At 62.5% G+C, this 23,812-nt stretch carries 25 protein-coding genes; 17 read left to right on the forward strand and 8 right to left on the reverse strand.

Translation table 11 applies throughout. From position 1 onward, the window contains the following. Positions 1-12: 12 nt before the first annotated feature. Both SS05631_RS02470 and SS05631_RS02475 read right to left on the reverse strand, forming a co-directional pair. Complete coding sequence (locus SS05631_RS02470; protein WP_037413289.1) at positions 13-930, reverse strand: 2-dehydro-3-deoxygalactonokinase; 918 nt, start codon at positions 928-930, stop codon at positions 13-15. Next, complete coding sequence (locus SS05631_RS02475) at positions 930-1,700, reverse strand: SDR family oxidoreductase (protein ID WP_095677915.1); 771 nt, start codon at positions 1,698-1,700, stop codon at positions 930-932. Before SS05631_RS02475 ends, SS05631_RS02470 begins: the two co-directional genes overlap by 1 nt. Before the next feature lie 124 nt (positions 1,701-1,824). On the opposite strand from SS05631_RS02475, the gene SS05631_RS02480 reads away from it, so the two are divergent. The 12 genes from SS05631_RS02480 to SS05631_RS02540 all read left to right on the forward strand — a co-directional run bounded on the left by SS05631_RS02480 (position 1,825) and on the right by SS05631_RS02540 (position 13,692). After that, on the forward strand, positions 1,825-2,637 hold the full coding sequence (locus SS05631_RS02480; protein ID WP_037413291.1) for an IclR family transcriptional regulator: 813 nt from the start codon (positions 1,825-1,827) through the stop codon (positions 2,635-2,637). Between the two features lie 203 nt (positions 2,638-2,840). After that, on the forward strand, positions 2,841-3,581 hold the full coding sequence (locus tag SS05631_RS02485; RefSeq protein WP_037413292.1) for an autoinducer binding domain-containing protein: 741 nt from the start codon (positions 2,841-2,843) through the stop codon (positions 3,579-3,581). 155 nt (positions 3,582-3,736) lie between these two features. Next, the gene (locus tag SS05631_RS02490) at positions 3,737-4,492 is read left to right on the forward strand and encodes a LuxR family transcriptional regulator (RefSeq protein ID WP_086022718.1); all 756 of its coding nucleotides are present in this window, start codon (positions 3,737-3,739) and stop codon (positions 4,490-4,492) included. 460 nt (positions 4,493-4,952) lie between these two features. Beyond that, positions 4,953-6,110 (forward strand): Mrp/NBP35 family ATP-binding protein, encoded by a 1,158-nt coding sequence (locus SS05631_RS02495; protein ID WP_037413295.1) that lies wholly within the window; start codon positions 4,953-4,955, stop codon positions 6,108-6,110. Between the two features lie 346 nt (positions 6,111-6,456). Then, the gene (locus SS05631_RS02505) at positions 6,457-7,434 is read left to right on the forward strand and encodes a magnesium transporter CorA family protein (RefSeq protein WP_037413296.1); all 978 of its coding nucleotides are present in this window, start codon (positions 6,457-6,459) and stop codon (positions 7,432-7,434) included. A gap of 17 nt (positions 7,435-7,451) precedes the next feature. Continuing rightward, a complete protein-coding gene (locus SS05631_RS02510) occupies positions 7,452-9,353 on the forward strand; it encodes a potassium transporter Kup (protein ID WP_037413297.1) in 1,902 nt (633 codons plus the stop codon). Between the two features lie 196 nt (positions 9,354-9,549). Beyond that, positions 9,550-10,728, forward strand: a complete 1,179-nt coding sequence (locus SS05631_RS02515) for a cell wall hydrolase (protein ID WP_037413370.1) — start codon at positions 9,550-9,552, stop codon at positions 10,726-10,728. Positions 10,729-11,016: 288 nt separating this feature from the next. Further along, on the forward strand, positions 11,017-11,376 hold the full coding sequence (locus SS05631_RS02520; protein WP_037413371.1) for an AtpZ/AtpI family protein: 360 nt from the start codon (positions 11,017-11,019) through the stop codon (positions 11,374-11,376). Between the two features lie 59 nt (positions 11,377-11,435). Continuing rightward, entirely contained in the window at positions 11,436-12,188 is a 753-nt protein-coding gene (locus SS05631_RS02525; protein ID WP_037413299.1) for a F0F1 ATP synthase subunit A, read from the forward strand. An 84-nt stretch (positions 12,189-12,272) separates the two neighbouring features. Continuing rightward, on the forward strand, positions 12,273-12,500 hold the full coding sequence (locus tag SS05631_RS02530; protein ID WP_026612986.1) for a F0F1 ATP synthase subunit C: 228 nt from the start codon (positions 12,273-12,275) through the stop codon (positions 12,498-12,500). A 75-nt stretch (positions 12,501-12,575) separates the two neighbouring features. Continuing rightward, on the forward strand, positions 12,576-13,193 hold the full coding sequence (locus tag SS05631_RS02535; protein ID WP_037413300.1) for a F0F1 ATP synthase subunit B: 618 nt from the start codon (positions 12,576-12,578) through the stop codon (positions 13,191-13,193). Positions 13,194-13,206: 13 nt separating this feature from the next. Then, positions 13,207-13,692, forward strand: a complete 486-nt coding sequence (locus SS05631_RS02540; RefSeq protein ID WP_037413301.1) for a F0F1 ATP synthase subunit B — start codon at positions 13,207-13,209, stop codon at positions 13,690-13,692. 85 nt (positions 13,693-13,777) lie between these two features. Here the strand turns inward: SS05631_RS02540 and SS05631_RS02545 are convergent, their stop codons facing one another. Continuing rightward, positions 13,778-14,476 (reverse strand): ribonuclease HII, encoded by a 699-nt coding sequence (locus tag SS05631_RS02545; protein ID WP_037413302.1) that lies wholly within the window; start codon positions 14,474-14,476, stop codon positions 13,778-13,780. 277 nt (positions 14,477-14,753) lie between these two features. Beyond that, positions 14,754-15,911: a PA0069 family radical SAM protein gene (locus SS05631_RS02550; protein ID WP_037413303.1), complete on the reverse strand. Its 1,158-nt coding sequence runs from the start codon at positions 15,909-15,911 to the stop codon at positions 14,754-14,756. Between the two features lie 173 nt (positions 15,912-16,084). Here SS05631_RS02550 and SS05631_RS02555 point away from each other — a divergent pair, with 173 nt between their 5' ends. Then, on the forward strand, positions 16,085-16,621 hold the full coding sequence (locus SS05631_RS02555; protein WP_037413304.1) for a glycosyl transferase: 537 nt from the start codon (positions 16,085-16,087) through the stop codon (positions 16,619-16,621). A gap of 282 nt (positions 16,622-16,903) precedes the next feature. Here the strand turns inward: SS05631_RS02555 and moaB are convergent, their stop codons facing one another. The 4 genes from moaB to SS05631_RS02575 form a co-directional block, all read right to left on the reverse strand. Next, positions 16,904-17,446 carry a molybdenum cofactor biosynthesis protein B gene (gene moaB / locus SS05631_RS02560; protein ID WP_037413305.1) on the reverse strand — a complete coding sequence of 181 codons (543 nt, stop codon included), beginning with the start codon at positions 17,444-17,446 and terminating at the stop codon, positions 16,904-16,906. Between the two features lie 2 nt (positions 17,447-17,448). Continuing rightward, positions 17,449-18,360 (reverse strand): 4-(cytidine 5'-diphospho)-2-C-methyl-D-erythritol kinase, encoded by a 912-nt coding sequence (locus SS05631_RS02565; RefSeq protein WP_095677916.1) that lies wholly within the window; start codon positions 18,358-18,360, stop codon positions 17,449-17,451. A gap of 4 nt (positions 18,361-18,364) precedes the next feature. Beyond that, positions 18,365-20,197 carry a tetratricopeptide repeat protein gene (locus SS05631_RS02570; protein WP_037413308.1) on the reverse strand — a complete coding sequence of 611 codons (1,833 nt, stop codon included), beginning with the start codon at positions 20,195-20,197 and terminating at the stop codon, positions 18,365-18,367. Positions 20,198-20,361: 164 nt separating this feature from the next. Further along, positions 20,362-21,378: a polyprenyl synthetase family protein gene (locus SS05631_RS02575; RefSeq protein WP_037413309.1), complete on the reverse strand. Its 1,017-nt coding sequence runs from the start codon at positions 21,376-21,378 to the stop codon at positions 20,362-20,364. A 111-nt stretch (positions 21,379-21,489) separates the two neighbouring features. Between SS05631_RS02575 and SS05631_RS02580 the strand changes: the two genes are divergently transcribed. The 4 genes from SS05631_RS02580 to SS05631_RS02595 all read left to right on the forward strand — a co-directional run bounded on the left by SS05631_RS02580 (position 21,490) and on the right by SS05631_RS02595 (position 23,787). Next, complete coding sequence (locus SS05631_RS02580) at positions 21,490-21,711, forward strand: DUF2007 domain-containing protein (RefSeq protein ID WP_037413311.1); 222 nt, start codon at positions 21,490-21,492, stop codon at positions 21,709-21,711. A 49-nt stretch (positions 21,712-21,760) separates the two neighbouring features. Further along, complete coding sequence (locus SS05631_RS02585; RefSeq protein WP_037413312.1) at positions 21,761-22,543, forward strand: tRNA1(Val) (adenine(37)-N6)-methyltransferase; 783 nt, start codon at positions 21,761-21,763, stop codon at positions 22,541-22,543. A 78-nt stretch (positions 22,544-22,621) separates the two neighbouring features. Then, positions 22,622-23,488: a S49 family peptidase gene (locus SS05631_RS02590; protein ID WP_037413314.1), complete on the forward strand. Its 867-nt coding sequence runs from the start codon at positions 22,622-22,624 to the stop codon at positions 23,486-23,488. Positions 23,489-23,595: 107 nt separating this feature from the next. Then, positions 23,596-23,787 (forward strand): hypothetical protein, encoded by a 192-nt coding sequence (locus SS05631_RS02595; RefSeq protein ID WP_037413316.1) that lies wholly within the window; start codon positions 23,596-23,598, stop codon positions 23,785-23,787. The last annotated feature ends 25 nt before the right edge of the window (positions 23,788-23,812 follow it).

The raw sequence follows: 23,812 nt of genomic DNA on the forward strand, positions 1-23,812 counted from the left end.
TCTTTTCTTCCGTCAAAGGGGCCAAATAGCCTGGGCAGCGGTTGAAAGGCCGGCCCGCACCGCCTCATCGGCGTCGATGAGCCGGACTGCGAGGCCCTGGCTTTCAAGCGCCGCGCGATAGAGCGTGCCGAGTTTTCCCGAGCCGACCAGGCAGATGCCGTCCACCGGGCCCGCCGTAGCGAGCGCACCGGCGATCTCCAGGCCGATCAGCGTGCCGGACAGGCGAGCCTTGGCGTCGGCCGCGCTCAGACCATGAAGCAATTGTCCCGCCCGGACGGAAAAGAGGAGGTTCGTCGCCAGCGCCGGTTTTTCCCGTGCCTGGGTGACGGCTTCGGAAAAGGCAGCGCTGTCGGCAGCAATGGCATCCACCCCGGCCACGGCATGGCTCAAGATCGTATGCTTGGAGATGGCGTCGAACAATTCGCCGGTCATGTAGGTGGAGAAACCGTCGACCGTCTGACCCGACAGCCGCACCCACTTGCTGTGGGTGCCCGGCATGCACACCAGGTGCCGGCCGCTGTCGAGCATACCGGCTGCCCCGAGCAATTGCGTCTCCTCGCCGCGCATGACATCCGGATGCCGATCGTTGCGTTGCGCCAGGCCTGGCAGGATGCGAATGTCGCGATCCACGTCCGGAACGGCGATTGCATTTCCCGCGATGGCGCCAAGCGTTGCCGGCGTTTCAAGATAGCCCGCTTCTTTCCAGCCCTGCCGGGCGCCGGCCATGCCGCAGATGATGATCGGCAGATGGGCAGATGCCGATACGGCGGTAAGATGGCTGTCGAGGACGGCGTGGAACCCGGTTTCCGCTGCGGTGGTCATACCCTCCGCACTGCGGCGTTCGGCGAGCACCGACCCGTCCTCTCCGATGACCCACAAGCGGAAGCTCGAGGTCCCCCAGTCCACCGCGGCATAGTAGCCTGCCGTCATCAAAACACGCCTCCATCGATAATCATGCTCTGTGCCGTCATCGCCGCGGAGCAATCCGAGGCCAGAAAGAGGCAAGGGCCGACGAGATCCTCGGCAGCCAGAACGCGTTTCAGGCACTGCCTTTCCTGCATCCGGGCGATCGAGTCCTGCGTGAGCCAGAGCCGCTTCTGCCGTTCGGTGACGATCATGCCGGGCAGGATGGCATTGACGCGGATATTGTCCGGCCCGAGTTTCCCGGCGAGCGACTTGGTGAGCCCGATAATGCCGGCCTTTGCCGTCGCATAGGCCGGCATTTCAGGCATGTTCAGCATGAAGGCGATCGACGAGAAATTGATGATCGATCCGCCACCCGCTTGCCGCATGTGCGGCGCAATCGCTTGGGCGAGAAAGAAGAAGTGCCTGAGATTGACGGCGAGGCTTTCGTCCCAGCTTTCCCTTGTCACCTCCTCGAGCGGCTGCCGGTCGTCCCGGGCGGCGTTGTTGATCAGCACCCGAATGGGGCCGAGCGCCGCGACGGCTGCATCCGCGGCGCTTCTTGCCTGCTCGACGTCCCGGAGATCGGCGCGAACGAATTCCGGCCTCTGTCCGATTTCGGCGGCAAGCCTGTCCGCAAGCGCGCGGCCCGCGTCCTCGGCAATATCGATGAAGGCGACGCGCGCACCCTGCCGCAGAAAGCCCTCCACCAGCGCCGCTCCAATGCCGGAGGCCCCGCCGGTGACCAGGACGCCGCGATCGCGCAAGTCGGGGAACTGACTGCTCGGCAGCGTCATCGATCGTTCTCTCCCTCTTTCTCAGAAAAATTGTTCCAATATGTGGAATAGCTCTTTATTTTCTGGAATTATCGCGCTGCGGGTCTTATCCTGTCAAGGTGGCAAGCGGGCGAAAGCGGATGAAATGGAAGCGAAGATCGTGAGCGAGCAGGAAAGCGAAGGGCCGGGGACCGGCACGCTGGGGAAGGCAATGGCGGTGCTTGAGGCCGTCGCGGCGGCCGACCGGCCCCAGCGGTTCACCGACATCCTGCAATCCGTCCGCCAGCCGCGCGGCACGTTGCATCGGCTGCTTGGGCACCTCGTCGATGAAGGCCTGCTGGTGCAGCGAAGCGATCTTTCCTACGAGCCGGGATTGCGCCTCTTGAAGCTTGCCTATCGCTCCTGGTCCGGCAATCAGTTTCGCGACATTGCCGAGCCGCACCTCTTGCGTCTGCATGAACTCACTGGCGAAACGGTTCATCTCGGCATATTGCGCGACACCGAGATCATCTATGTCGACAAGGTCGAAAGCCGCCAGACGGTCCGCATGAGCTCGCAGATCGGCAAGGCCTCGCCGGCCTATTGCACAGGGATCGGCAAGGCGGCCCTGTCGTCGCTTGGACATGGCGCGCTGGAACGAGTCACGGCAAGGATGCAGTTCGTCCCGTTCACCGAGCGCACGCATCGCTCGGCCGCTTCGCTGCTTGCGGAAATTGAAGAGATTCGCCGCGAAGGCCATGCCTTCGACCGCGAGGAGCATGAAGCCGAGATCTGTTGCGTGGCAGCGCCGATCGTCGTTCCGGAGCACGAATTGGTAGCCGGTATTTCGGTAACCGGCCCTTCCTATCGCGTCACGATGACGCAATTGGCGGCCTGGGCGGCGGATGTTCGCAAGGCCGCCGCTAAGGTCGAGGAGGAGGCCCGAATCCGGTTGGGACCCGGCCGAGGCGGCCGCTAAGCATCGCTTTACGGTAAATTAGAAGTTTCGACTGGACGAGGCGGCTATAGATCGCTAGCTTCAACTGGCTACTCCCGCCTCCACGACTGGTTGCAGTTTCGCGCGGGATGTGTTCCTTGGCGGAAGCGCCAAGAGCGGATTAGGACGGTGAACCGACCGGACTCGCCAACGGCGTGAACAGGTTGTGGGAGGCCAGCGGAACGATGATGGATTTCAACGCGGACATCAATTCACTGATCCTTCCCGATGGCCGCTCGATCGATGGGGCGCTCGGCAATGAAGACGATGTCAGGCGCGCTCTGGACCAGATTTCGGACGCTTTCGGATTCCGCGGCTTCATCGTCTTGGCCATTCCCGACTCCGGTTGTCACAGCCTGGCTGCTCAGGCGTTGCTCACGTCCTGGCCCGCCGAATTCCTACGGCGCTATGATAGCGCCGGCCTGATCGAGGGAAGCCCCGTTATCCAGCGGCTGCGCCGGAGCACCATCCCCTTCACCTATGATGCGCATTTGCTGGCGCGCAGGCGCATGGACGGCAAGGGCGAGGCCGCCGTCAGTGTTTTCGAGCAGGCTGGCATGCCGCGCGGTCTGTACCTTCCCGTCCACGACGCCAAGGGAGGTCGCGCTGCCATTGCCTTTGGCGGAGACCGGGAGGTGGTCTCGAGCGACGAAATGCAGGCCCTCAATTTCTGGGCGGGGCTGCTCTATAGCCGGCTTTCCGAGATCAGAACGCGCGACCGGCGCCGGCCGGGCGGCCTTTCCCGACGCGAGATCGAATGTCTGCGCTGGGCTGCGGCCGGAAAGACGACCGTCGAGATGGCGCGAATCATGGCGCTTTCCGAATACACGGTGAACCACTATCTGAATCGCGCGACCCGCAAGCTCGATTCGGTCAATCGTGTGCAGACGGTCGCCAAGGCGATGCGGGCCGGCCTGATCAATTAAAAGAACAAGCCTCGCTCCTGCCCCTCGTGCGTCCCGCCGCGCGAAACGTAATACACAGCCTTTTGGCGGCGAAGGGAGACCATTGCCGATCACCTGTTGGCAATCATGCGCGGCTCAGGCTATTTGATACTTGATGAATGTCATGGAACGCGCGAATGCAAGATACGATGACGACCGGGATGACTGACATCGATCTACCCCGGGGCGGTGATTTCGCGTCTGAGATCGCAAGGCTGGAGACTCAGTTCGATATCATCCGTTATATGCGGCGGATTACGCATATTTTCGGCTTCAAGACGTTCCTCATCTGCTCGATCCCGCCGATCGACATGGAGCGGCTTTCCGCCGCCACCGTCATTTCCAACATGCCGGCCGAGCTTCTCAACAAATATGACAGCCTGTCGATGCTGCGTTTCAGCACGGGCGTTCGTCGGTTGCGGGAGACCACGACGCCGTTCCAGATCACCCTCGAAGACTGGGAGAGCGAGGGCGGCAAGCCGGCGTCTGCCGGGGACTACATCGCGATGCTGCGCGAAAACGGCATCTTTCAGGCCAACTATTTCCCTGTCCATGATGCCGAGGGCGGCCGCGGCGCGGTCATTCTCATGGGCCCGGCGGCCGATCTGCCGATGACCGCGGCGATGGAACTGCAGATGATCGCGATCCACGTCTATAACCGGCTCGCCGAGATCGGTTCGGTTTGGAAGAACAGCAACACGACCCTGTCTGAGCGGGAAATCCAGTGTTTGAGCTGGACCGCAGCCGGTAAGACAAGTGCTGAAATTGCCGGGATCCTGGGCCTGTCCGAGCACACCGTCAATCACTACCTCAACCATGTCACGAAGAAGCTCGACGCCGTCAACCGCACGCAGGCGGTCGTGAAGGCGATGAAGAAGGGCTATATTAGCTAGCCTTCGGCCCGCCGTTACGGACAGCTGCTCGATTGCGGTCAAAGTGTTGTGCCCAAAAGCACGCATGCCCAGGATTTGGGCGGACACGCGGCCTGCGTCTCGCGTCGCTTCGCCTATTTCCGTGGAAATCGCAGCTTTATCCCCGCCGTTTGAAACTGGCACGGTTTCTGCTTGTTCATTGCTGGTCCACAGAGGGGACTAAAAAGAACAGCGCCCAAGAAGGTCGCGAAAAGGGCCGCCGCCCACCGCCCGTGATCCCGGATGTACGGACACGGGTGATAGGCTGGCGGCCCTTCATTTTCTCAATTCCAACATTGGCGAAGTGCCTCGCCTCGATTATCTACTGCACAAGGACTCTCGGATCGGACTCGGTTCGAAGGGATCGCATTGTAAGCGTGGGCAGCACCGTCCCGTCCCAACAGGCGGTGAATAGCCGGCGCGGCAGAGAGAAGAGGGCGAGATGCCGGACGTGACCAGGGAAATGGTGCTGGAAAGGCTGCGGAGCGTGCGCGGCCCGGACATGGAGGGCAACATCGTCGATCTGGGCCTGGTCTCCGATGTGTTCATCTCCGACGGCAAGGCCTATTTTTCGATTACCGTGCCGGCGGATCGTGCGAAGGAGCTCGAACCGATGCGCGCCGCTGCCGAACGAGTCGTTCGGGAGATGCCGGGCGTGAAGGCGGCCATGGTCGCGCTGACTGCGGACCGCAAGGCGGCGGCTCAGGCGACCCCGGTACAGCGGCCGGCGCCGCCTTCCGGGCAGGCTCACGCGCATGCTCCGCGGCCGGCCGGCGGCGCGCCGGCCAAAGCAGGTATCCCGGGCGTTGGCGCGATCATCGCGGTTGCCTCGGGGAAGGGCGGCGTCGGCAAGTCGACGACCTCGGTGAATCTGGCCCTGGCGCTTCAGGCGAACGGTCTCAAGGTCGGGTTGCTCGATGCCGATATCTATGGCCCGTCGATGCCGCGCCTCTTGAAGATTTCCGGCCGGCCGCAGCAGATCGAGGGGCGGCTTATCCGGCCGATGGAAAATTACGGACTGCCGGTGATGTCGATGGGATTCCTCGTCGACGAGGAGGTCGCGATGATCTGGCGCGGACCGATGATCCAGTCCGCTCTCCTGCAGATGCTGCGCGAGGTGGCCTGGGGCGAACTCGACGTGCTCGTCGTCGATATGCCTCCTGGCACTGGCGATGCGCAGTTGACGATGGCCCAGCAAGTGCCGCTCGCCGGCGCGGTTATTGTGTCGACGCCGCAGGATCTGGCGCTCGCCGATGCGCGCAAGGGAATTACCATGTTCCGCAAGGTCGAGGTGCCGGTGCTCGGAATCGTCGAGAACATGAGCTATTTCGTCGCTCCCGACACCGGCAAGCGCTACGATATTTTCGGCCATGGCGGTGCCCGCAAGGAGGCCGAACGCATCGGCGTGCCCTTCCTCGGCGAAGTCCCGCTCACCATGGGAATCCGGGAAACCTCGGATGCAGGCACACCCCTGGTGGTGTCCGATCCTGATGGTGAGGTCGCGCGAAACTACCGCAGCATCGCCGAACGGGTCTGGAAACAGCTCTCGGCCGGGAAGGCGAACAAAGGCCGGGCGATGCCGAACATCGTCTTCGAATAGACCATCGGTGGGGCAGAACCAGACCGCGCTATTTTTTCTTTCGCGGGAAGGTACCGCTTGCGGAAAATATGACGTAGGGTCCGGCACCGTTCGCAACGAGGCGTAATGTGCCGCCGAGGTCGGCATCTGCAAAAAGCATTGATTTTGCCCGAGTGTTGCGCCATATGGCTTGCCGCTCGCGCAGAGGCAGGCGCACACCCTCCCTCACCGGAGATTTCAGCCAAGGGGAGATGTCGTGGGGCGGAAGTCTGCATCAGATGAATCGGCATTGTGGAAATCCTGTGGCGGCTGATCGTTTCAATCCTTCATCGTTCTTTCCTGTCGGTCCCACCCAAAAGGCGGCCGCATGATCTCAGGCTATTGCGTCAATGGCGAAGCCGTCGCCCTTACGACGGCCGAACCGCCAGCCGCCCTGCGCCCGGAGATCGTCTGGATCGACCTCGTCGAGCCGACCAGGGCCGAAGAACACATGATGGAGGGGCTGCTCGGAATTTCCATTCCGACCCGCGACGATCTCAAGGGCATAGAGCCGTCGAGCCGCCTTTATGTCGAAGGGGGCGCCGTCTTCATGACCGCGTCGCTGGTTTATCGCAGCGAAACCCAGATTCCCGGCTTGACGGATGTAGGCTTCATCCTTTCCGGAGGCAGACTGGTGACGATCCGCTACGCGGAGCCGCGCGCCTTCGGCCTCTTCAAGGCGGGCTTGCATCGGATTCCCAACGGCTGCCGCAACGGCGTGGTGCTGCTGACCCGGCTGCTGGAAACGATCACCGACCGGACGTCGGAAATTCTCGAGCAGGCCGTCGTCAAGATCGATGACCTGTCGATCGAGGTGTTCGGCGACAGGGCTGCGGGCCGGCGCCGGCCGCCGCAATTTCTCGAAGCTCGCCTGCGCGATGTGGCGGGCCACCACAGGCTGGTTGCGAAGACGCGCGATAGCCTCGCTTCCCTGTCGCGGCTGCTCACCTTCCTCTACACCGTGCCGGAAGTGCAGGAGGACAAGGACAGCCGCGAGCTTTGCCGCTCGATCTCCAGGGATATCCAGTCGCTTTCCGAACATGCGGCCTTCATCTCGGGAAACATTACCTTTCTGCTCGATGCGTCGCTCGGTCTCATCAATGTCGAGCAGAATGCCATCATCAAGATCTTCTCGATCGCTTCGGTCGTCCTCCTGCCCCCTACGCTGGTTGCTTCGGTCTATGGCATGAACTTTCGCGTGATGCCGGAACTCGAATGGCAGTTCGGCTATCCCTGGGCGCTCGCGGCCATGGTGCTCTCGGCCGTGATCCCGTTTTTCTTCTTCCGCTGGAAAGGCTGGCTCTAAGGAGCCTGTTGGATACCATGTCTCAGTCGTCTGCCCCTGCCGCACATGGATCCGAGAACCTGCGCCGCCTGCTTGCGCTTGGGCTTGGCTCGATCGGCGTTGTCTATGGCGACATCGGCACGAGCCCGCTCTACGCTTTCCGCGAAGCGCTGCGCCCGGTCGCCCATGACGGCGTCACGGATGCGGAGATCATCGGCCTGATCTCGATGATGATCTGGTCGCTGACGATCATCGTGACGATCAAATATGTGCTCTTCCTGCTGCGGGCCGACAACCAGGGTGAGGGCGGCACGCTCTCGCTGCTCGCTCTTTTGATGAAGACAGCCAACGGTCACGCGCCGATTCTGTTCTTCATGGGCGTCGCGGGGGCGGCGCTCTTCATCGGCGACGCGATGATCACGCCGGCGCTCTCGGTCCTCTCTGCTGTCGAGGGCCTGAAACTGGTGACGCCGGCGCTTTCGGACTATGTCGTTCCCATTGCCGTCGTCATTCTGCTGCTTCTCTTCGCCGTCCAGTCGAAGGGCACGGCGGCCGTCTCGAATTTCTTCGGGCCGATCACGCTCGTCTGGTTCCTCGTCATGGGCGGGATCGGCCTCGTGCATATCGCCGACGATCTGTCGATCTTCGCCGCCTTCAACCCCTTTTATGCGGTGACATTCCTGTTCACTGAGGGCTATGTCGGCATCATTGTGCTGGGCGCCGTGTTCCTGACGGTGACGGGAGCGGAAGCGCTCTACGCCGATCTCGGCCATTTCGGCCGCCGGCCGATCCAATGGGCATGGTTCACCATCGTCTTCCCGGCCTTGACCCTGAACTATCTCGGCCAGGGCGCCTTCGTGCTCGAGCATCCGGAGGCCATGTCCGATCCGTTCTTCCTGATGTTCCCAAAATGGGCGCTGCTCCCAGTCGTCATACTTGCGACCGCAGCGACCATCATCGCAAGCCAGGCGGTGATCACCGGCGCCTTCTCGCTGACGCGCCAGGCGATCCATCTCGGCTTCCTGCCGCGCATGGCGATTTTCCATACGTCCGAAACCCACACCGGCCAGATCTATTTGCCCAATGTCAACACGCTGCTGATGTTCGGCGTCATGGCACTCGTATTCGTCTTCGGCTCATCGGAATCGCTTGCGACCGCCTACGGCATCTCCGTGACAGGCGCCATGGTCGTGACGACGATGCTCGCCTTCGAGTTTCTGCGCGCGCGCTGGAACTGGTCCGGCTGGTGGGCCGCCGCCGCTTTGCTGCCGCTCCTCACGCTGGAGCTCGTCTTCCTAGGCGCGAACATGCTGAAGATCCATGACGGCGGCTATGTGCCGATCCTGATCGCGGCGACCTTCATCATCGTCATGTGGACCTGGAAGCGCGGCACGGAGATCCTCCACAACAAGACCCGCCATATCGACATTCCGCTCGCGAGCTTCATAAAGTCGATCGAACGCAAGAGCGAGCACGGGCCGGTCGCCGTACCGGGCACGGCGATCTTCCTGACCAGCGATCCGGATTCGACGCCCGCCGCCCTCCTGCACAACATCAAGCACAACCACGTCCTGCACCAGCAGAACTTCATCCTGACGGTCCGCACCGCCAACACCCCGAAAGTGCCCAAGGAAGAGCGCGTCAGCGTCCTGCCGCTGTCGGAGCGCTTCACCCAACTCGAGATGCGGTTCGGCTATATGGAAACGCAGAACGTTTCCCAGGCGCTCGGCCTTTTCCGCAAATCCGGCCTGAAGTTCGACATCATGTCGACCTCCTTCTATCTCGGCCGCCGCAAGCTCGTGCCCGACGCCCAGTCGGGCATGCCGCACTGGCAGGATCGCCTCTTCATCGCGCTCGCCAATGCCGCCATCGATCCTTCCGACTATTTCCGCCTGCCGACCAACCGCGTCGTCGAACTCGGCTCCCACGTGATCATTTGACGAGCTTCGCCACTCAGCCGCATTAACCAAACATCAAGGTTAATGCTTCATTTTCGAGGTCGAACGAAGCGACCCCGGGCAACCGTCCGGACGCTTCAAGATCTTAGCGTCCCTGCATGTCGTCGTCAGGCCGGTTTCAAATTAGAGCCGGCTTGCGAGAACGCGTGCGCCAGTAAGATTTGCGTGGAGCGGTATGATGCGTAGGAGTAAGCAGTCGCGTCGCAAGTTTCGCCTGTCCTTCTCCGCCTGGCGCGCCCCGGCCATCATCGGCCTCGCCATTTTCTTAGGCTTTCCGTCGGTCGCTGCCTATTCCGATCTCGCCACCTTTCTTTCTGGCATCAACCGGGGCGGCGAGCGTTGGCGCATGTATCTGACCCGGTCGCCGGCCGGATCGCTTCACGACGTCGACATGGTGTTTGCCGATCCGATCACGACCGGCGGGCTCGACGGCGGCGCCGGCATGACGCTCTCCGATGGCAGGCGCGTGGCCCTGACGGCCGAATCGAAGCATCAGGGCGGAACTCCCGACGAGGACCGCGTCACCCGCAAGCTGAAGAAGGGCCGAATCGTCGCCGTCACGCCGGTAACGCCGCCGAAGGACTTCAGCGCCGGCTCGATCCTGAAGCGCACGAGCTTCCTGATGGAGCCTGATTTCGACGGGGCGGAGAAGATGGCCTTCGCCAAGCCGAAGATCATTGGCAAGGAGATCGAGATCGCCACGGCCTTCTACCGCAGGAAGCCGCCGCGGCCGGACCCGGGCGTTTCGCCCATGCTTGCCAAGCTCGTGACCAACCGCGATGCCGACATCCTCGCCACTGCCTACGTCCGGCCGGAGCCGGACTATGCGCGTGAATCGCCTTTCGATTCGATCCTTCGCCAAGACAAGAACGGTGGACGGTTCATCCCGGACATCTCCCCCGACGATCATGCCTGGGCGGCGACGGCCTTGCCGGCGACGGTGTTCGGCAAGGAGGAGCAGACCTGTCTTGCCGAAGGCATCTACTTCGAGGCGCGCAGCGAATCGGTGAAGGGGCAGGCGGCAGTCGCCCAAGTGATTCTCAACCGGGTGCGCAATCCCACCTACCCGAAGACCATCTGCGGCGTCGTCTATCAGAACAAGGCCTGGCGCAACCGCTGCCAGTTCTCCTTCGCCTGCGACATGATCCGTGATCTCATCTATTCGCGTTCGCATTGGAAGACCGCAAAGGAGGTCGCGATGGCGGTCACCGCCGGAAAGATCTGGCTCCCGGAAGTCGGTTCTGCGACACACTACCATGCCACCTATGTGAAGCCCGCCTGGGCGAAGACCATGAAACGCGTGGGACAGATCGGTCTGCACATCTTCTATCGGACCTATGGCGGCGGCTGGAGTTGATCGGCCACAGGATTCCGCACAAGTCACGCCTGTGAGGCGAAGAGCGGCTCCGATGAATGAGGGCGATTCCCGGTGCAGCTTTGTCGCAGGTGCCGCAAATTTCCATTAAGCCGTTGAAAAACCTTGCAAACATTGTCCACCCTCTATGCCCCCGCATGCCTTGACTATGCGGGTGCCTAAAACTATGTTGCGCGCGACTTCAAATGGGGCCGAACCGTGGCTTGAGCACCGGCCGTTTGTATGACCGAGATCGCGTTCGACCGCGTGGGGCTGCAAAAGGGGAGCCATGTGACGGAGAAGCCGGAAGAAAGTCTGGAAGCGCGGCTGAAGCGCCTTGGTGAGGACATCGCGTCGAAGCGCGTGGATGTTTCGGACGAGGCGGAGGTTCGAAGCGCGGAGAGCCGCAAAGGCTACGCAGCAGCGATGAAGCTCTCCAGCGAGTTCATCGCCGGCATCGTGGTCGGGGCATTCCTGGGCTATCTTTTGGACCATTTTGCGGGTACAGGGCCGTGGGGCATGATCGTCCTCCTGCTTCTCGGTTTCTGTGCCGGTGTTTTGAATGTGCTGCGTTCTGCCGGTCTGGTGGCGACACCCGACCAGCGCGGAGGCGGTATTGATGATAGCAAGAAGGACGGTGACGGCGCCTGAGGCGCCGACCGGAAAACACGGTTTCCGCTTGCGGGCGGGCAGAACGAAAGAGAAGCGCGGTGTCAAACGATCCGACCCACCAGTTCCTGGTCAACAAGATTGTCCCGATCGAGATTGGCGGAATTGACTTTTCCTTCACCAATGCGTCGCTGTTCATGGTGGCGACCGTCGGTGCTGCCGCGGGCTTTCTCTACCTGACGACTTCTCAGCGCGGCGTCATCCCAACGCGCATGCAGTCGGTTTCTGAACTGTCCTACGAGTTCATCGCCTCGATGCTTCGCGAAGGGGCGGGCAGCCATGGGATGAAGTTCTTCCCGATGGTCTTCTCGCTGTTCATGTTCATCCTGACGGCGAACCTGCTCGGCATGTTCCCGTATTTCTTCACCGTCACCAGCCAGATCATCGTGACTTTCGCTCTCGCCGTCTTCGTGATCGGCACGGTCCTGCTCTACGGCTTCTACAAGCATGGTCTGGGCTTTCTCAAGCTCTTCGTGCCGCACGGCGTGCCGGGCGCGTTGCTGCCGCTCGTGGTGTCGATCGAAGTCATCTCTTTCCTATCCCGGCCCATCAGCCTCTCGGTCCGTCTCTTCGCAAACATGCTGGCCGGCCATATCACGCTGAAGGTCTTCGCAGGCTTCGTCGCCTCGCTCAGCGCTTTCGGTGCGCTCGGCATCGGTGGCGCGATCCTGCCGCTCATCATGACCGTCGCTCTCACCGGTCTTGAGTTCCTCGTCGCCTTCCTCCAGGCCTATGTCTTTGCGGTACTGACCTGCATGTACCTCAACGACGCTGTCCACCCGGGAAGCCACTAAGGAATAACAGTCGCTCGCTTCCGGTCGGCTTCAGCCGCCCGGGGCGCAAATCCTAAGCCGCAACACCATTCGAAGGAGTCAATCATGGACGCGGAAGCAGCAAAGTTCTTGGGTGCAGGTCTTGCATGCCTTGGTATGGCCGGCACGGCTCTCGGCCTCGGCAACATCTTCGGCAACTATCTCGCTGGCGCTCTGCGCAATCCGTCGGCTGCTGACGGCCAGTTCGGCCGCCTCGTATTCGGCTTCGCCGTTACGGAAGCTCTGGGCATCTTCTCGCTGCTCGTAGCCCTGCTCCTCCTCTTCGCCGTCTAATAACGGCTGAAGCTTCGGCCGCGGTCCCTCGGGTTCGCGGCCGCGCATATCTTTAAGTGCACCTTGGAGGTGAGCATGTTTGTGACCGCGGCCTATGCCCAGCAGTCAACCACCACTGAAGGCGCCGAAGCACACGATGCCCCTGCGGCCGGTGAGGTGCACACCGAAACGGGTGTGGCCCACGAAGGCGAGCATGGTTCCGGCGTGTTTCCGCCCTTCGATTCGACTCATTTCGCTTCGCAGCTGCTCTGGCTGGCGATCACCTTCGGGCTTTTCTATCTCCTGATGTCGAAGGTCATCATTCCGCGCATTGGCGGGATTCTCGCAAAGCGCCATGACCGCATCGCCCACGATCTCGATGAAGCCTCCCGCTTAAAGGGCCAGGCCGATGCCGCGATCGCTTCCTACGAGCAGGAACTGGCGAATGCCAAGGCCGAGGGCCACTCGATTGCCGACACGGCCCGCGAAGACGCCAAGAGCAAGGCGAATGCCGACCGCGCGGCCGTGGAGGCCGAGCTCACAAAGAAGATTACCGCTGCCGAAGCGCGCATCGCCGAGATCAAATCCAAGGCGCTTGCCGATGTCGGCGCTATCGCCGAGGAGACGGCCACGGCCGTCGTCAAACAATTGATTGGCGGCAACGTCACGAAGACCGAGATCGCTGCGGCGGTCAAGGCGTCAGCCGGCAACTGAGGGGCAGGGAACAATGGCACTTGATGCGACTTTCTACGCCCTCGTCGGCCTGATCCTCTTCTTCGCTCTCATCGCCTATCTGAAGGTGCCGGGCAAGATCGCCGAAGCGCTCGACGCGCGTGCCGACAAGATCGGCAACGAACTTGCGGAAGCCAAGCGCCTGCGCGAGGAAGCCCAGGCCCTGGTTGCCGAATACCAGCGCAAGCGCAAGGATGCCGAGGCGGAAGCCGCCAACATCGTCGCTGCCGCCCAGCGCGAGGCGGAGATGCTGGCGGCGGAAGCCAGGCAGAAGACCGAGGACTACGTCACCCGCCGTACGGCCCTTTCCGAACAGAAGATCAAGCAGGCCGAAAGCGACGCAATCAACGCGGTTCGCGCGGCAGCCGTCGATCTCGCGATCAGCGCAGCCGAGAAAGTGCTTGCGACCAAGACCGACGCGAGCGCACAGGACGCCCTCTTCCAGAAGGCGCTCGGCGAGGTCAAGGGACGCCTGAACTAAGCTCCGAATTTACACTTCGCGCATTAAGAGCCCTGCTTCGGCGGGGCTTTTTCTTTGGCACGGGCACTAGGGAAGGGGTTCTTCGTCAGGAACTGACTTCGAGCGGTTCGGCGCTCATTGCCATGGGTTGCTCTTGCTCCTGCCGAAACGGGCGGAAGCTCATCCGATGCAGCGAACACGGTCCATGGCTGTCGATGGCGTTCCGGTGCCGGACCGTGGCATAGCCTGCGTGCATGGCAAAGCCGTATGCGGGAAAGGTCGCGTCGGCGCGGGCCATCATGCGATCGCGGGTGACCTTCGCGACGATGGAGGCGGCAGCGATCGACACGGAGCGGGAATCGCCCTTGATGATCGCCTTCGCGTGGCAGGCGAGGCCCTGCGGAACGTCGCGGCCGTCGATGAGTGCGAAGCGCGCCGCCACGGACAGGCCGTCGATCGCGCGGCGCATGGCGTCGAGGCTTGCCTTGAGGATGTCGGTTGCGTCGATATGTGCCGCCGAGGACGAGGCGATCGACACGGTCGCCGTCGCCATGATCTCGTTGAACAAGGCCTCGCGCTGCTCGGCCGTCAGCAGTTTGCTGTCGTTGAGACCGGCCGGCACGGCCTCGGAATCGAGGATGACGGCTGCTGCCACCACCGGACCGGCAAGCGGGCCGCGGCCGGCTTCGTCGGCGCCGGCGACCGGCCAAAAACCATCCCGCTTGGCGGCGATTTCGAAGCTGAAGTCCGGAAGCACCGGCTCAAGTTGAAAAAGCGGGGAATCGGACGACTTGCGACGTGACATGCGGGGGACCCTCGCATATTCGCCCGATTCCCTTCAAGCCCCCCGGTACGTGTGCGGCGGTAAACCGGGAGGAAAGCCAGCGCCATCCTGAGGCAAGGGTGGCGCCGGAACTGAATATGAGATGAGAGGGTCTTTTCGCTCCCCCACACATTCGCGGCTCGTCTCGCACCCTCCTAACGCGCGTCGCGTTCAAACGCATTCACGCGGCGCGCTTTAGGTCTTTGTTTTTGTGCATGTCGTCATCCCAAAACCGCTGCACACTTTTGGGCGACATGCATTAAAGCAGCGACAGCTGCACTCCCATTCCCAGCGGCGGCACGAAGAGATCGTGCCGCAATTGGCGACGGGTGAGGTTGAGCTCCAGGCGCTTGGCGGCAAGTTCGAAGCGGCGGCCGATCTGCCAGGCATAGGGACCGGCGCCCTTCATCCGCTTGCCGAACTCGGCGTCATAATCCTTGCCGCCGCGCATCGAGCGGACGAGCGACATCACGTGTCTGTAGCGGTCCGGATAGTTTCTGAGCAGCCAGTCACGGAAGAGCGGGCTAACTTCCAGCGGCAGACGTAGGAGAACGTAGCTTGCTTCCGTAGCGCCCGCCGTTTTCGCGGCATCGAGCACCCGCTCTATCTCATGATCGTTGAGAGCGGGAATGATTGGTGCCACCATCACGCCGGCGGGAATGCCTACTTCAGAGATCGCGCGAATGGCTTCGAGCCGCTTTGGCGGTGTCGATGCCCGCGGCTCCATGGCACGCGCCAGCTTGCGGTCGAGGGTGGTCACGGAAATGCCGACGCGCGCCAGACCTTTTTCCGCCATCGGTGCGAGGAGATCGATGTCGCGCGTCACCAGGGCCGACTTGGTAACGATCATCACCGGGTGATTGGCGGCCTTCAGCACCTCGAGGATCTGGCGCATGATGCGCCACTCTTTCTCGATCGGCTGATAGGGATCCGTGTTGGTGCCGATCGCGATCGGCCGCACCTTATAATCCGGCCTCGCCAATTCCCGTTCCAGCAAGCGGGGCGCGTCCGGCTTGGCGAAGAGCTTCGATTCGAAATCAAGCCCTGCCGAGAGCCCCATATAGGCATGCGTCGGCCGCGCGAAACAGTAGATGCAGCCGTGCTCGCAGCCTCTGTAAGGATTGATGGAACGATCGAAGGAGATGTCCGGCGACTCGTTGCGGGTGATGACGTTGCGGGGTTTTTCGACCTGAACTTCCGTCCTGAACGGCGGCAATTCCTCAAGCGTCTGCCAGCCGTCGTCGAACACTTCGCGCGTCCGCGGTTCGAAACGTCCGCTCATGTTGAGGGCGGCACCGCGTCCCCGCCGACGATCGACGTCTATTCTGGCACCCGTACCGGTGACGATCGCTTCAGCCAGCTCTGCGCTATTGCCGGGCGCAAAGGCACCCTGCCTGAGTTGAGGCAGCTCGGTCATGGAAATCTCCTCGGAACCGATTTGCGACTTCGTTCCGCTCTGATTATTTTCCTAGCGCATCGAAACGAACAAAGCAAGAACAAATATCGCTGTAGGTCGGGAATGGCCGAGGGAAGCAGCTAACCTCCCTTAAGAATTATGGTATTTGATGCAGCTATGCGCTAGGAGACGGTATGCTGACGATCATAATGGAGACACGCGACAACGAGGCGGAACTCGCGCAGACCTTGTCCGTGCTCGTCGCCGGGGCCGTCGAGGGGCTCGTCAGCGACGTGATCATTTTGGATCACGGCTCGAGAGATGGCTCGGTACACGTCGCCGATGCGGCCGGCTGCCGCTTCTGCGCCGAATGGGACCTCGCCGATGTGGTCCGTTCCGCGCGCGGTGATTGGCTGATGCTGCTCGAGCCGGGGGCCCGTCCGATAGGGCGCTGGGTGGACGAACTCATCGAATATCTGGCGCTCAACAAGGATCCGGCCCGGTTTTCACCATCGCGCATGCACAGGCGTCCGTTCTTCAAGCGCTTGTCGCAACGGGCCGCGCCGCTGGAAACCGGGTTTCTGCTGCGCAAGCAGGATGCCGTGGCTGTCGCGCGTGCCGATATGCAGCTCAGCGACATCGCCAATGCCCGGGCAGTCCGCAAGCTGGCGACCGAAATCGTTCCGGCCTGGGTTGCTCTCGGCAATCGATCTTTGGCCGCGCCTATTTGAAACAGTCCAAGTGCTGCAGCCACACAAGAGGGAAGTGCCTTGCGGCACCCCCTGAAACGATTCTCAAATGACCTTGCCTAGGAAAGGGCTTGCCATGCTGCTCCATCTCCTTGTGGTGGGGCATCATGTCGTGTGACTCTCTAGCTCTTTCCACGGGGAAAACGGAAAGAGGCGTCTTCGCTTCGCCTTGTACGAATGCTCGCTAGGTGCATTGTTCCGGTGAGCTGACGAGTAGCAATCTAGCGAGTTCAACCATGCGTGGCTGTTCCAAACGGAACAGGGTCAGCCGCGTTTCAGGTGTTCGTCAAGCCGGGGCATGATCTCAACGAAGTTGCAGGGCATGTGCCGGTAGTCGAGCTGCTGTTTCAGGATTCCGTCCCAGGCGTCCTTGCAGGCGCCGGGCGAGCCGGGCAACACGAAGATAAAAGTGGCATTAGCAACGCCGGCCGTTGCCCGCGATTGAATTGTCGACGTGCCGATCTTGTCGTAGGAGATCCGGTGAAACACTTCCGAGAACCCATCCATACGTTTCTCGAATAGCGGCTCCAGCGCTTCGGGCGTCACGTCTCGGCCGGTGAAGCCGGTCCCGCCGGTGGTGATGACGACGTCGATCGCCGCATCCAGCGTCCAGGCCTTTACCTGATCGTAGATCTTCTGGCGGTCGTCGGGCACGATTGCGCGCGCTTCGAGCCGATGTCCGGCGTCGCGGATGCGTGCCTCGAGCGTGTCGCCCGACTTGTCGTCGGCGCGCGTGCGGGTATCGGAAACCGTGAGGACCGCGACCCGAACCGGAATGAAGGAACGTGTTTCGTCGATGCCGGGCATACCTAATCTCTCATCCCCGCGGTTCGGGTAGCGTGAACGTACCACTCGGCATGACCGGCGGAAATGCGCTGTGCCGCCGCAGCCGCCCTTTCGTCGCTGTCGAAGAGGCCGAAGCAGGTGGCGCCCGAACCGGACATACGCACCAATTTGGCTTCTGCGGCTCGCAACGCAGCCGACACCCCCTCTATCGTCGGCTCCAGGGTTTGCGCCGGTCGCTCCAGATCGTTGCGCATACCGGCAAGCGCCGTCAGCCAGTCCGCCGCCGTGCGGGCGCCTTGCGGAAGGGTGAGGGGAGGGTTGCGCTTCTCGGCGAGCATTCGGAAGATGACCGGGGTCGAGACGGCAACGAGCGGATTGACGAGGACGATCGCAAAGGACGGCAGATCGGCAAGCGGGGCAAGCTCTTCGCCGATCCCCCGCGCAAGCAGCGGCCCGCCGTCGAGACACATGGGCACATCGGCACCAAGTTCGAGCGCGAGCTCCGCGAGCCCTTCCGGGGCGATCTCTGCTCTCCACAGGGAAAGCAGCCCCCGTAGCGTCGCAGCCGCGTCCGCCGAGCCTCCGCCGATGCCCGACGCGATCGGCAGGTTCTTCTCCAGGTGCAGATGCACGGGCCCCGCAGCATCGCCGCGTCCGGTCAGCTCCCGCCGCAAGAGGTCGCGGGCCCGCAGCACTAGATTGCCCGTACTGCCTTCCGCCGAAACCGGCAGATCGCGCGCGAAGGGACCAGACAGAGTGAAGCGGTCGGCATCCGCCGGCGAGAATGCCACCCGGTCGCCGCACTCCGCAAAAGTGACGACGCTTTCCAGACGATGATGTCCGTCGGCGCGCTGACCGACGACATGCAGTGCGAGATTGATCTTGGCCGGCGCCACGCGGGTCAGCGCGAAACCGGCGATGCCGTCCGCCTGCATGCCGTCAGGATTTCTTGTCCGGCGCGGCAAGCTCGGGGCCCGGCTTTTTCGGCAGCGTCTCCTTGGCGTCCGCCGCGGCTGGAACGTTCTGCTTGAGCGGCGGCAGGCCCTTCTCGATCTTGGCCTTGATCTTCGGAACTTCCGCTTCCTCGGGCTTCATTTCGAGAGCCTGGTTCCACTGGAAGACGGCCTCGAGCTTGCGACCGACCCGCCAATAAGCATCGCCGAGATGGTCGTTGATCGTCGGGTCGCCGGCCATCAGCTCGGCGGCGCGCTCCAATTCGGTCACCGCCTCGTCGAAGCGGTTCATGCGGAAATAGGCCCATCCGAGCGAGTCGACGATGTAACCGTCGTCGGGCTTCAGCTCGACCGCCTTGCGGATCATCTCCAAGCCCTTGTCGAGGTTGATGTTCATGTCGACCCACGAATAGCCGAGATAGTTCAGGACCTGCGGCTGGTTCGGATTGAGCTCAAGCGCCTTCAGGAAATTCGGCTCCGCCTTCGCCCAGACCTTCTGCCGCTCATAGGCGATCCCCCTCTGGAAGAACACCGTCCAATCGCTGCGCTTCGGCACCGGGCCGATCGCCTCGACGGCGCGGTCGTAAAGCTCGCCCATTTCCTTGTAGGCCTTGGCGTCGGAAAGCACGCTGCCATAGGCGAGATAGTTGCGGATGTTCTTCGGATCGACTTCGATCAGCGCCTGGAGGTGCTTCTTCGCCTCGTCGACCTTGCCGACGTCGGCCAGCGCCAGGCCGAGCTGAAGCTCGGAGATGCGGCGCATCGGGGAATCTGCCGGCACGCTCTTGTAAAGCGCGATCGCCTCTTCCTGCTTCTTCAGATTTTCGGCGATGCCGCCGAGCATGACCAGGATATCGGCGCTTTCCGGATCCAGGTGGCGGGCGGTCTGAAGATAAAGCGTGACGATGTCTTCCGCTCCCTCGCGGTTGAGGGCGCCGCCGATCGAGAAGAGGACGGCGGCAGCCCCTTGCGCGGCGTTGCGCACCTGTTGTTCCTGGTGCTCGCCCTTTTCGATGCTCTCCCTGAGCGCCTCGAGTGGCGTGTAGTTGTTGACCATGCTCTCGCCGACGGCAACCGTATCCAGCGCCTTCTGCTTGTTGCCCTCGCGGGCCTCGAAGCGGGCCAGCGCCTCGACCGCGCGCATGAAGGTATCCGGTGCGGCACTGCCGCCTTCCCGGTCGAGAATGGCGTCGTTCAGCCTGGCACGGGCGGTTGCCTTGTCGCCGGCCACAAGGGCGATCGCGCCGGCGTGATAGTTCTTGAACACCCGGAACCACTCCGGCCCTTCGAGCGCCTTGATCTGCGCGACGGCCTCCTTGGGCCTGCCCTGGCCGGCCCGCGCCCAGGAGGAGAGCAAAGTGCTCATCAGCCGATCGAGATCGTTCGGGCCCTGATAATTCAGGAGCTTCTGGGCGCTGCGATATTCGCGCTTGCGGATCGCCTCGATGGCCCGCACGGTCGTCGTGATCCGCTCGACGGCCGGATCGGCTTTCAACGCGTCGGCGATCTTGACCCCTTCATCGAACTTGCCGCTCATCAGCAGCGTGATCATCAGCCGCTGCTTGACCTCGGGATTGTCCGGTTCGAAGCGCAGGGCGATGCGGTAGAGCTCCGTCGCCGTTGCGAAGTCGCGATCGACGTCGGCCGTCCGTGCAGCCAGGAAGGCGCCGGCGAAGGTGTTGACGCTCCTGACGTCGAAAGGCCGGGCATCCTCTACGGCCGCCTTGTCTTCAGCGAATGCCTGGTGGCTTCCGGTCACGCACAGAAGAGCCAGCATTGCCGCTCCGCCGAGCAGGCGAAGGAATGTATTATGCCGCATGTCAAACCTTTCGTTGCCGATCGTCTCGGCTCGCCGCGTCTCTGCTGGTTGTTCCGGAGTCGATCGCAAGTTGCCGAACGCAAGTCTTGAAGAATAGAATGGCTTTTTTGGCGCAACGCGGCAAGAAATTCCTCCCGCGGAGAATATTGCTCCTCGGCCGGCGCTCAGCTGAGCCGATCGATGCAGAAGTCGATCACCTCGATCAAGGCGGACTTCCAGGAAGAGGCCGGCAACGGCGCCAGAGCGTCGCGCGCAATCGTTCCATAGTGCTGGGCGCGGGCGATCGTGTCGGTCAATCCGCCGTAGCGGCGTATGAGGCCGAGGGCTTTGTCGAGGTTGGCCGCATCGCTGGCGCCGCCTTCGATCGCTTCGCGCCAGAAAGCTCGATCCTCCGGCGTGCCGCGCCGGTAGGAAAGGATGACCGGAAGGGTGATCTTTCCCTCGCGGAAGTCGTCGCCGACATTCTTGCCGAGATCGCTCGACGAGCCGCCATAGTCGAGAACGTCGTCGACCAGCTGGAAGGCGAGGCCGAGATTCATGCCGTAGGATTTCAGCGCATTGCGGTCGGACCGGCTGGCGCTCGCGACGATCGGTCCGACCTCCGCGGCGGCGGCAAAAAGCGCCGCGGTCTTGGCCCGGATGACCTGCAGGTAATCGTCTTCGGTTGTCTCCATGTTCTTGGCGACCGAGAGCTGCAGCACTTCGCCCTCGGCGATCACCGACGCGGCGGTCGACAGCACGTCGAGCGCGTCGAGCGAGCCGACGTCGACCATCATGCGGAACGCCTGGCCGAGCAGGAAGTCGCCTACGAGCACGCTCGCCTGATTGCCCCAGATCGTCCGCGCCGTCGACTTGCCGCGCCTAAGATTGCTTTCATCGACGACATCGTCGTGCAGCAGCGTCGCCGTATGCATGAACTCGACGCTTGTTGCGAGCTTGACATGGGCGTCGCCCTCGTAGCCGAACATCGAGGCTGCAGCGAGCGTCAGCATCGGCCGCAACCGCTTTCCGCCGGAGGAAATCAGGTGGTTGGCGACCTCCGGAATCATCTGCACGTCGGAGCCGGCTTTGGAGAGGATGAGCTGATTGACGCGCTCCATGTCGGACGCCGTCAGGTCGACGAGCGGCTTCACGGAAGCCTGTTTGTTTTTATTGTCTTCCAGCGGTATCACTACGCCCAACGCCCCGGACTCCTGCTTCGTTGTCGGGTCTGACAATAGAAAGCGGGACTTCGGGCGGCAAGAGGCGAATTGCCTCGCCCGGTGCAATTTAAGACGGGATCATTGAGACGAATGAAGGAATTGATCCGCACCAACGACGCCGTGCTGCTCTCCTTTGCGGAAAGCCTGATGAAGGATGCCGGCATTGCATGCCTGATTGCCGATCGGGACATGAGCATCCTCGAAGGCTCGCTCGGCCTCTTGCCACGCCGCTTTCTGGTGGCCGATGAGGACGCCGACAGAGCCCGGCGTATTCTCATCGATGCCGGCCTGGAAAAGGAACTGCGGCAATGACTCCCGGCCTGCCGGCCAGCGGCCGCCGGTTCGAGGCGTCGTTGCTGCAATGACGACGAGGACGACGACGGCGGAAACCGTGGACGCCTTTCACCGCGGGAAATTTCATCTGATCCAGCCGCTCGGCCAGGGCCATCGCTCCGGCATGGACGCGATGCTGCTTGCGGCACTCGTTTCGTGCGGGCGGCCTTGCCGCGTCGCTGATCTTGGTGCGGGCGCGGGTGCTGCCGGCATGGCGGTCGCCTCGCGGCTCGAAGAGGCAGAGGTCCTGCTCTTCGAGCGCTCGCCGATCATGGCGGACTTTGCCCGCCGCAGCCTTGCGCTGCCGGAGAACGCGCGCTTCGCGGCGCGGGTCGCGGTCCTCGAGGCGGATGTTTCGCTGAACGGCAAGGCGCGTGCCGCCGCCGGCCTTCCGGACAATGCCTTCGATCATGTGATCATGAACCCGCCGTTCAACGATGCTGCCGACCGAAGGACGCCCGATCGCCTCAAGGCGGAGGCGCATGCGATGAGCGACGATCTCTTCGAGACCTGGATCAAGACGGCCGGGGCGATCATGAAACCCGGCGGACAGCTTTCGCTGATCGCCCGTCCGGAATCGATCGCCGAGATCCTTGCCGCCTGCGGCCGCCGTTTTGGCGGCATCGAAATCACGCCGCTCCTGCCGCGTGCCGGCGAGAATGCGGTAAGGATCCTGGTGACGGCCATCAAGCAGAGTCGCAAGCGTTTGGTGCTTCGGGCGCCGCTGATCATGCATGCCGAAGGGACGCACCGTTTCGCGCCGGAGGTCGATGATCTCAACAATGGCCGCGCCGCCTATCACCGCCGATGATTAACGGCAAGCGTGCCATTGCGTTTGCGGCGCCAATGCATACATGCAGGTTCGGGTTCGTATCGGGCAGGAGTTGAAATGGCCGGATTCTTCAGAAAACTGATGCCAAGGCGTTTTCGCAAGGACGGGGTTGCGATTCCGACGATCCGGCTTCACGGTACCATCATGTCCGGGGGCGGGCAGTTCCGTCCGGTCCTCAATCTCGGGACCGTGGCGCCCCTTCTGGAAAAGGCTTTCTCCGTCAAGGAGGCGCCCGCCGTTGCCATTTCCGTCAATTCGCCCGGCGGCTCGCCCGTCCAGTCGCGGCTGATCTATCAGCGCATCCGCGATCTTGCGGAGGAGAAGAAGAAGCGCGTGCTGATCTTCGTCGAGGACGTCGCTGCCTCGGGCGGCTACATGATCGCGCTCGCCGGCGACGAGATCATCGCCGATCCGAGTTCGATCGTCGGTTCGATCGGCGTCGTGTCCGGCGGCTTCGGCTTTCCGGAGCTCCTGAAGAAGGTCGGCGTCGAGCGGCGCGTCTATACCGCCGGCGAGAACAAGGTCGTGCTCGACCCGTTCCAGCCGGAAAAGGAGCGCGACGTCGAGTTCCTCAAGAGTCTCCAGTTGGACATCCACGATACCTTCATCCAATTGGTCAAGGCCCGCCGCGGCTCGCTGCTTGCCGACCATCCCGATATATTTTCGGGTCTGTTCTGGACCGGGCGCCGCGGCCAGGAACTGGGCCTCGTCGATGGTCTCGGCGACATGCGCGGCGAAGTGAGGCGGCGCTATGGTGAGAAAGCCCGCCTGGAGCTCATTCAGCCGAGCCGCAGCCTATTCGGACGCCGCCAGCCCGGCGCGGCGGTGGATGGATCGATCGCCGCCCCCTTGGCGGCCTCGGCCGCTGCCGGCCTTATCGAGGCAATTGAGGAAAGGGCGCTTTGGGCACGCTTCGGCCTATGAGAGAATGGCTCCGGCATCTGGTCAGACGTGCAAGGCCGCTGTAACAAAAGCTGCTGCATCTCCTGTCCGACATTCCGTCTGATCCAAGGAGGAGCAGAGGAGAACCCATGCCGCAGATCATTCTGCTCTTGATCATTGCCCTGATCGCCTGGATCGGCTACCGCAAGTTCATAGCTGATGCCAAAAGAGTGACGCGTCAACAGGAACGCTTGCGCCGGGAGCGCCAGACCGGGGCCAACGGGACGCTCATCAAGGATCCGGAAACCGGGGAATACCGCCTGAAGCGCGAGGACGAGTGAGGTCTGCCGAATTCGTCGACCGATC

It is taken from the genome of Sinorhizobium sp. CCBAU 05631 (assembly GCF_002288505.1).
Taxonomy (GTDB): domain Bacteria; phylum Pseudomonadota; class Alphaproteobacteria; order Rhizobiales; family Rhizobiaceae; genus Sinorhizobium; species Sinorhizobium fredii_C.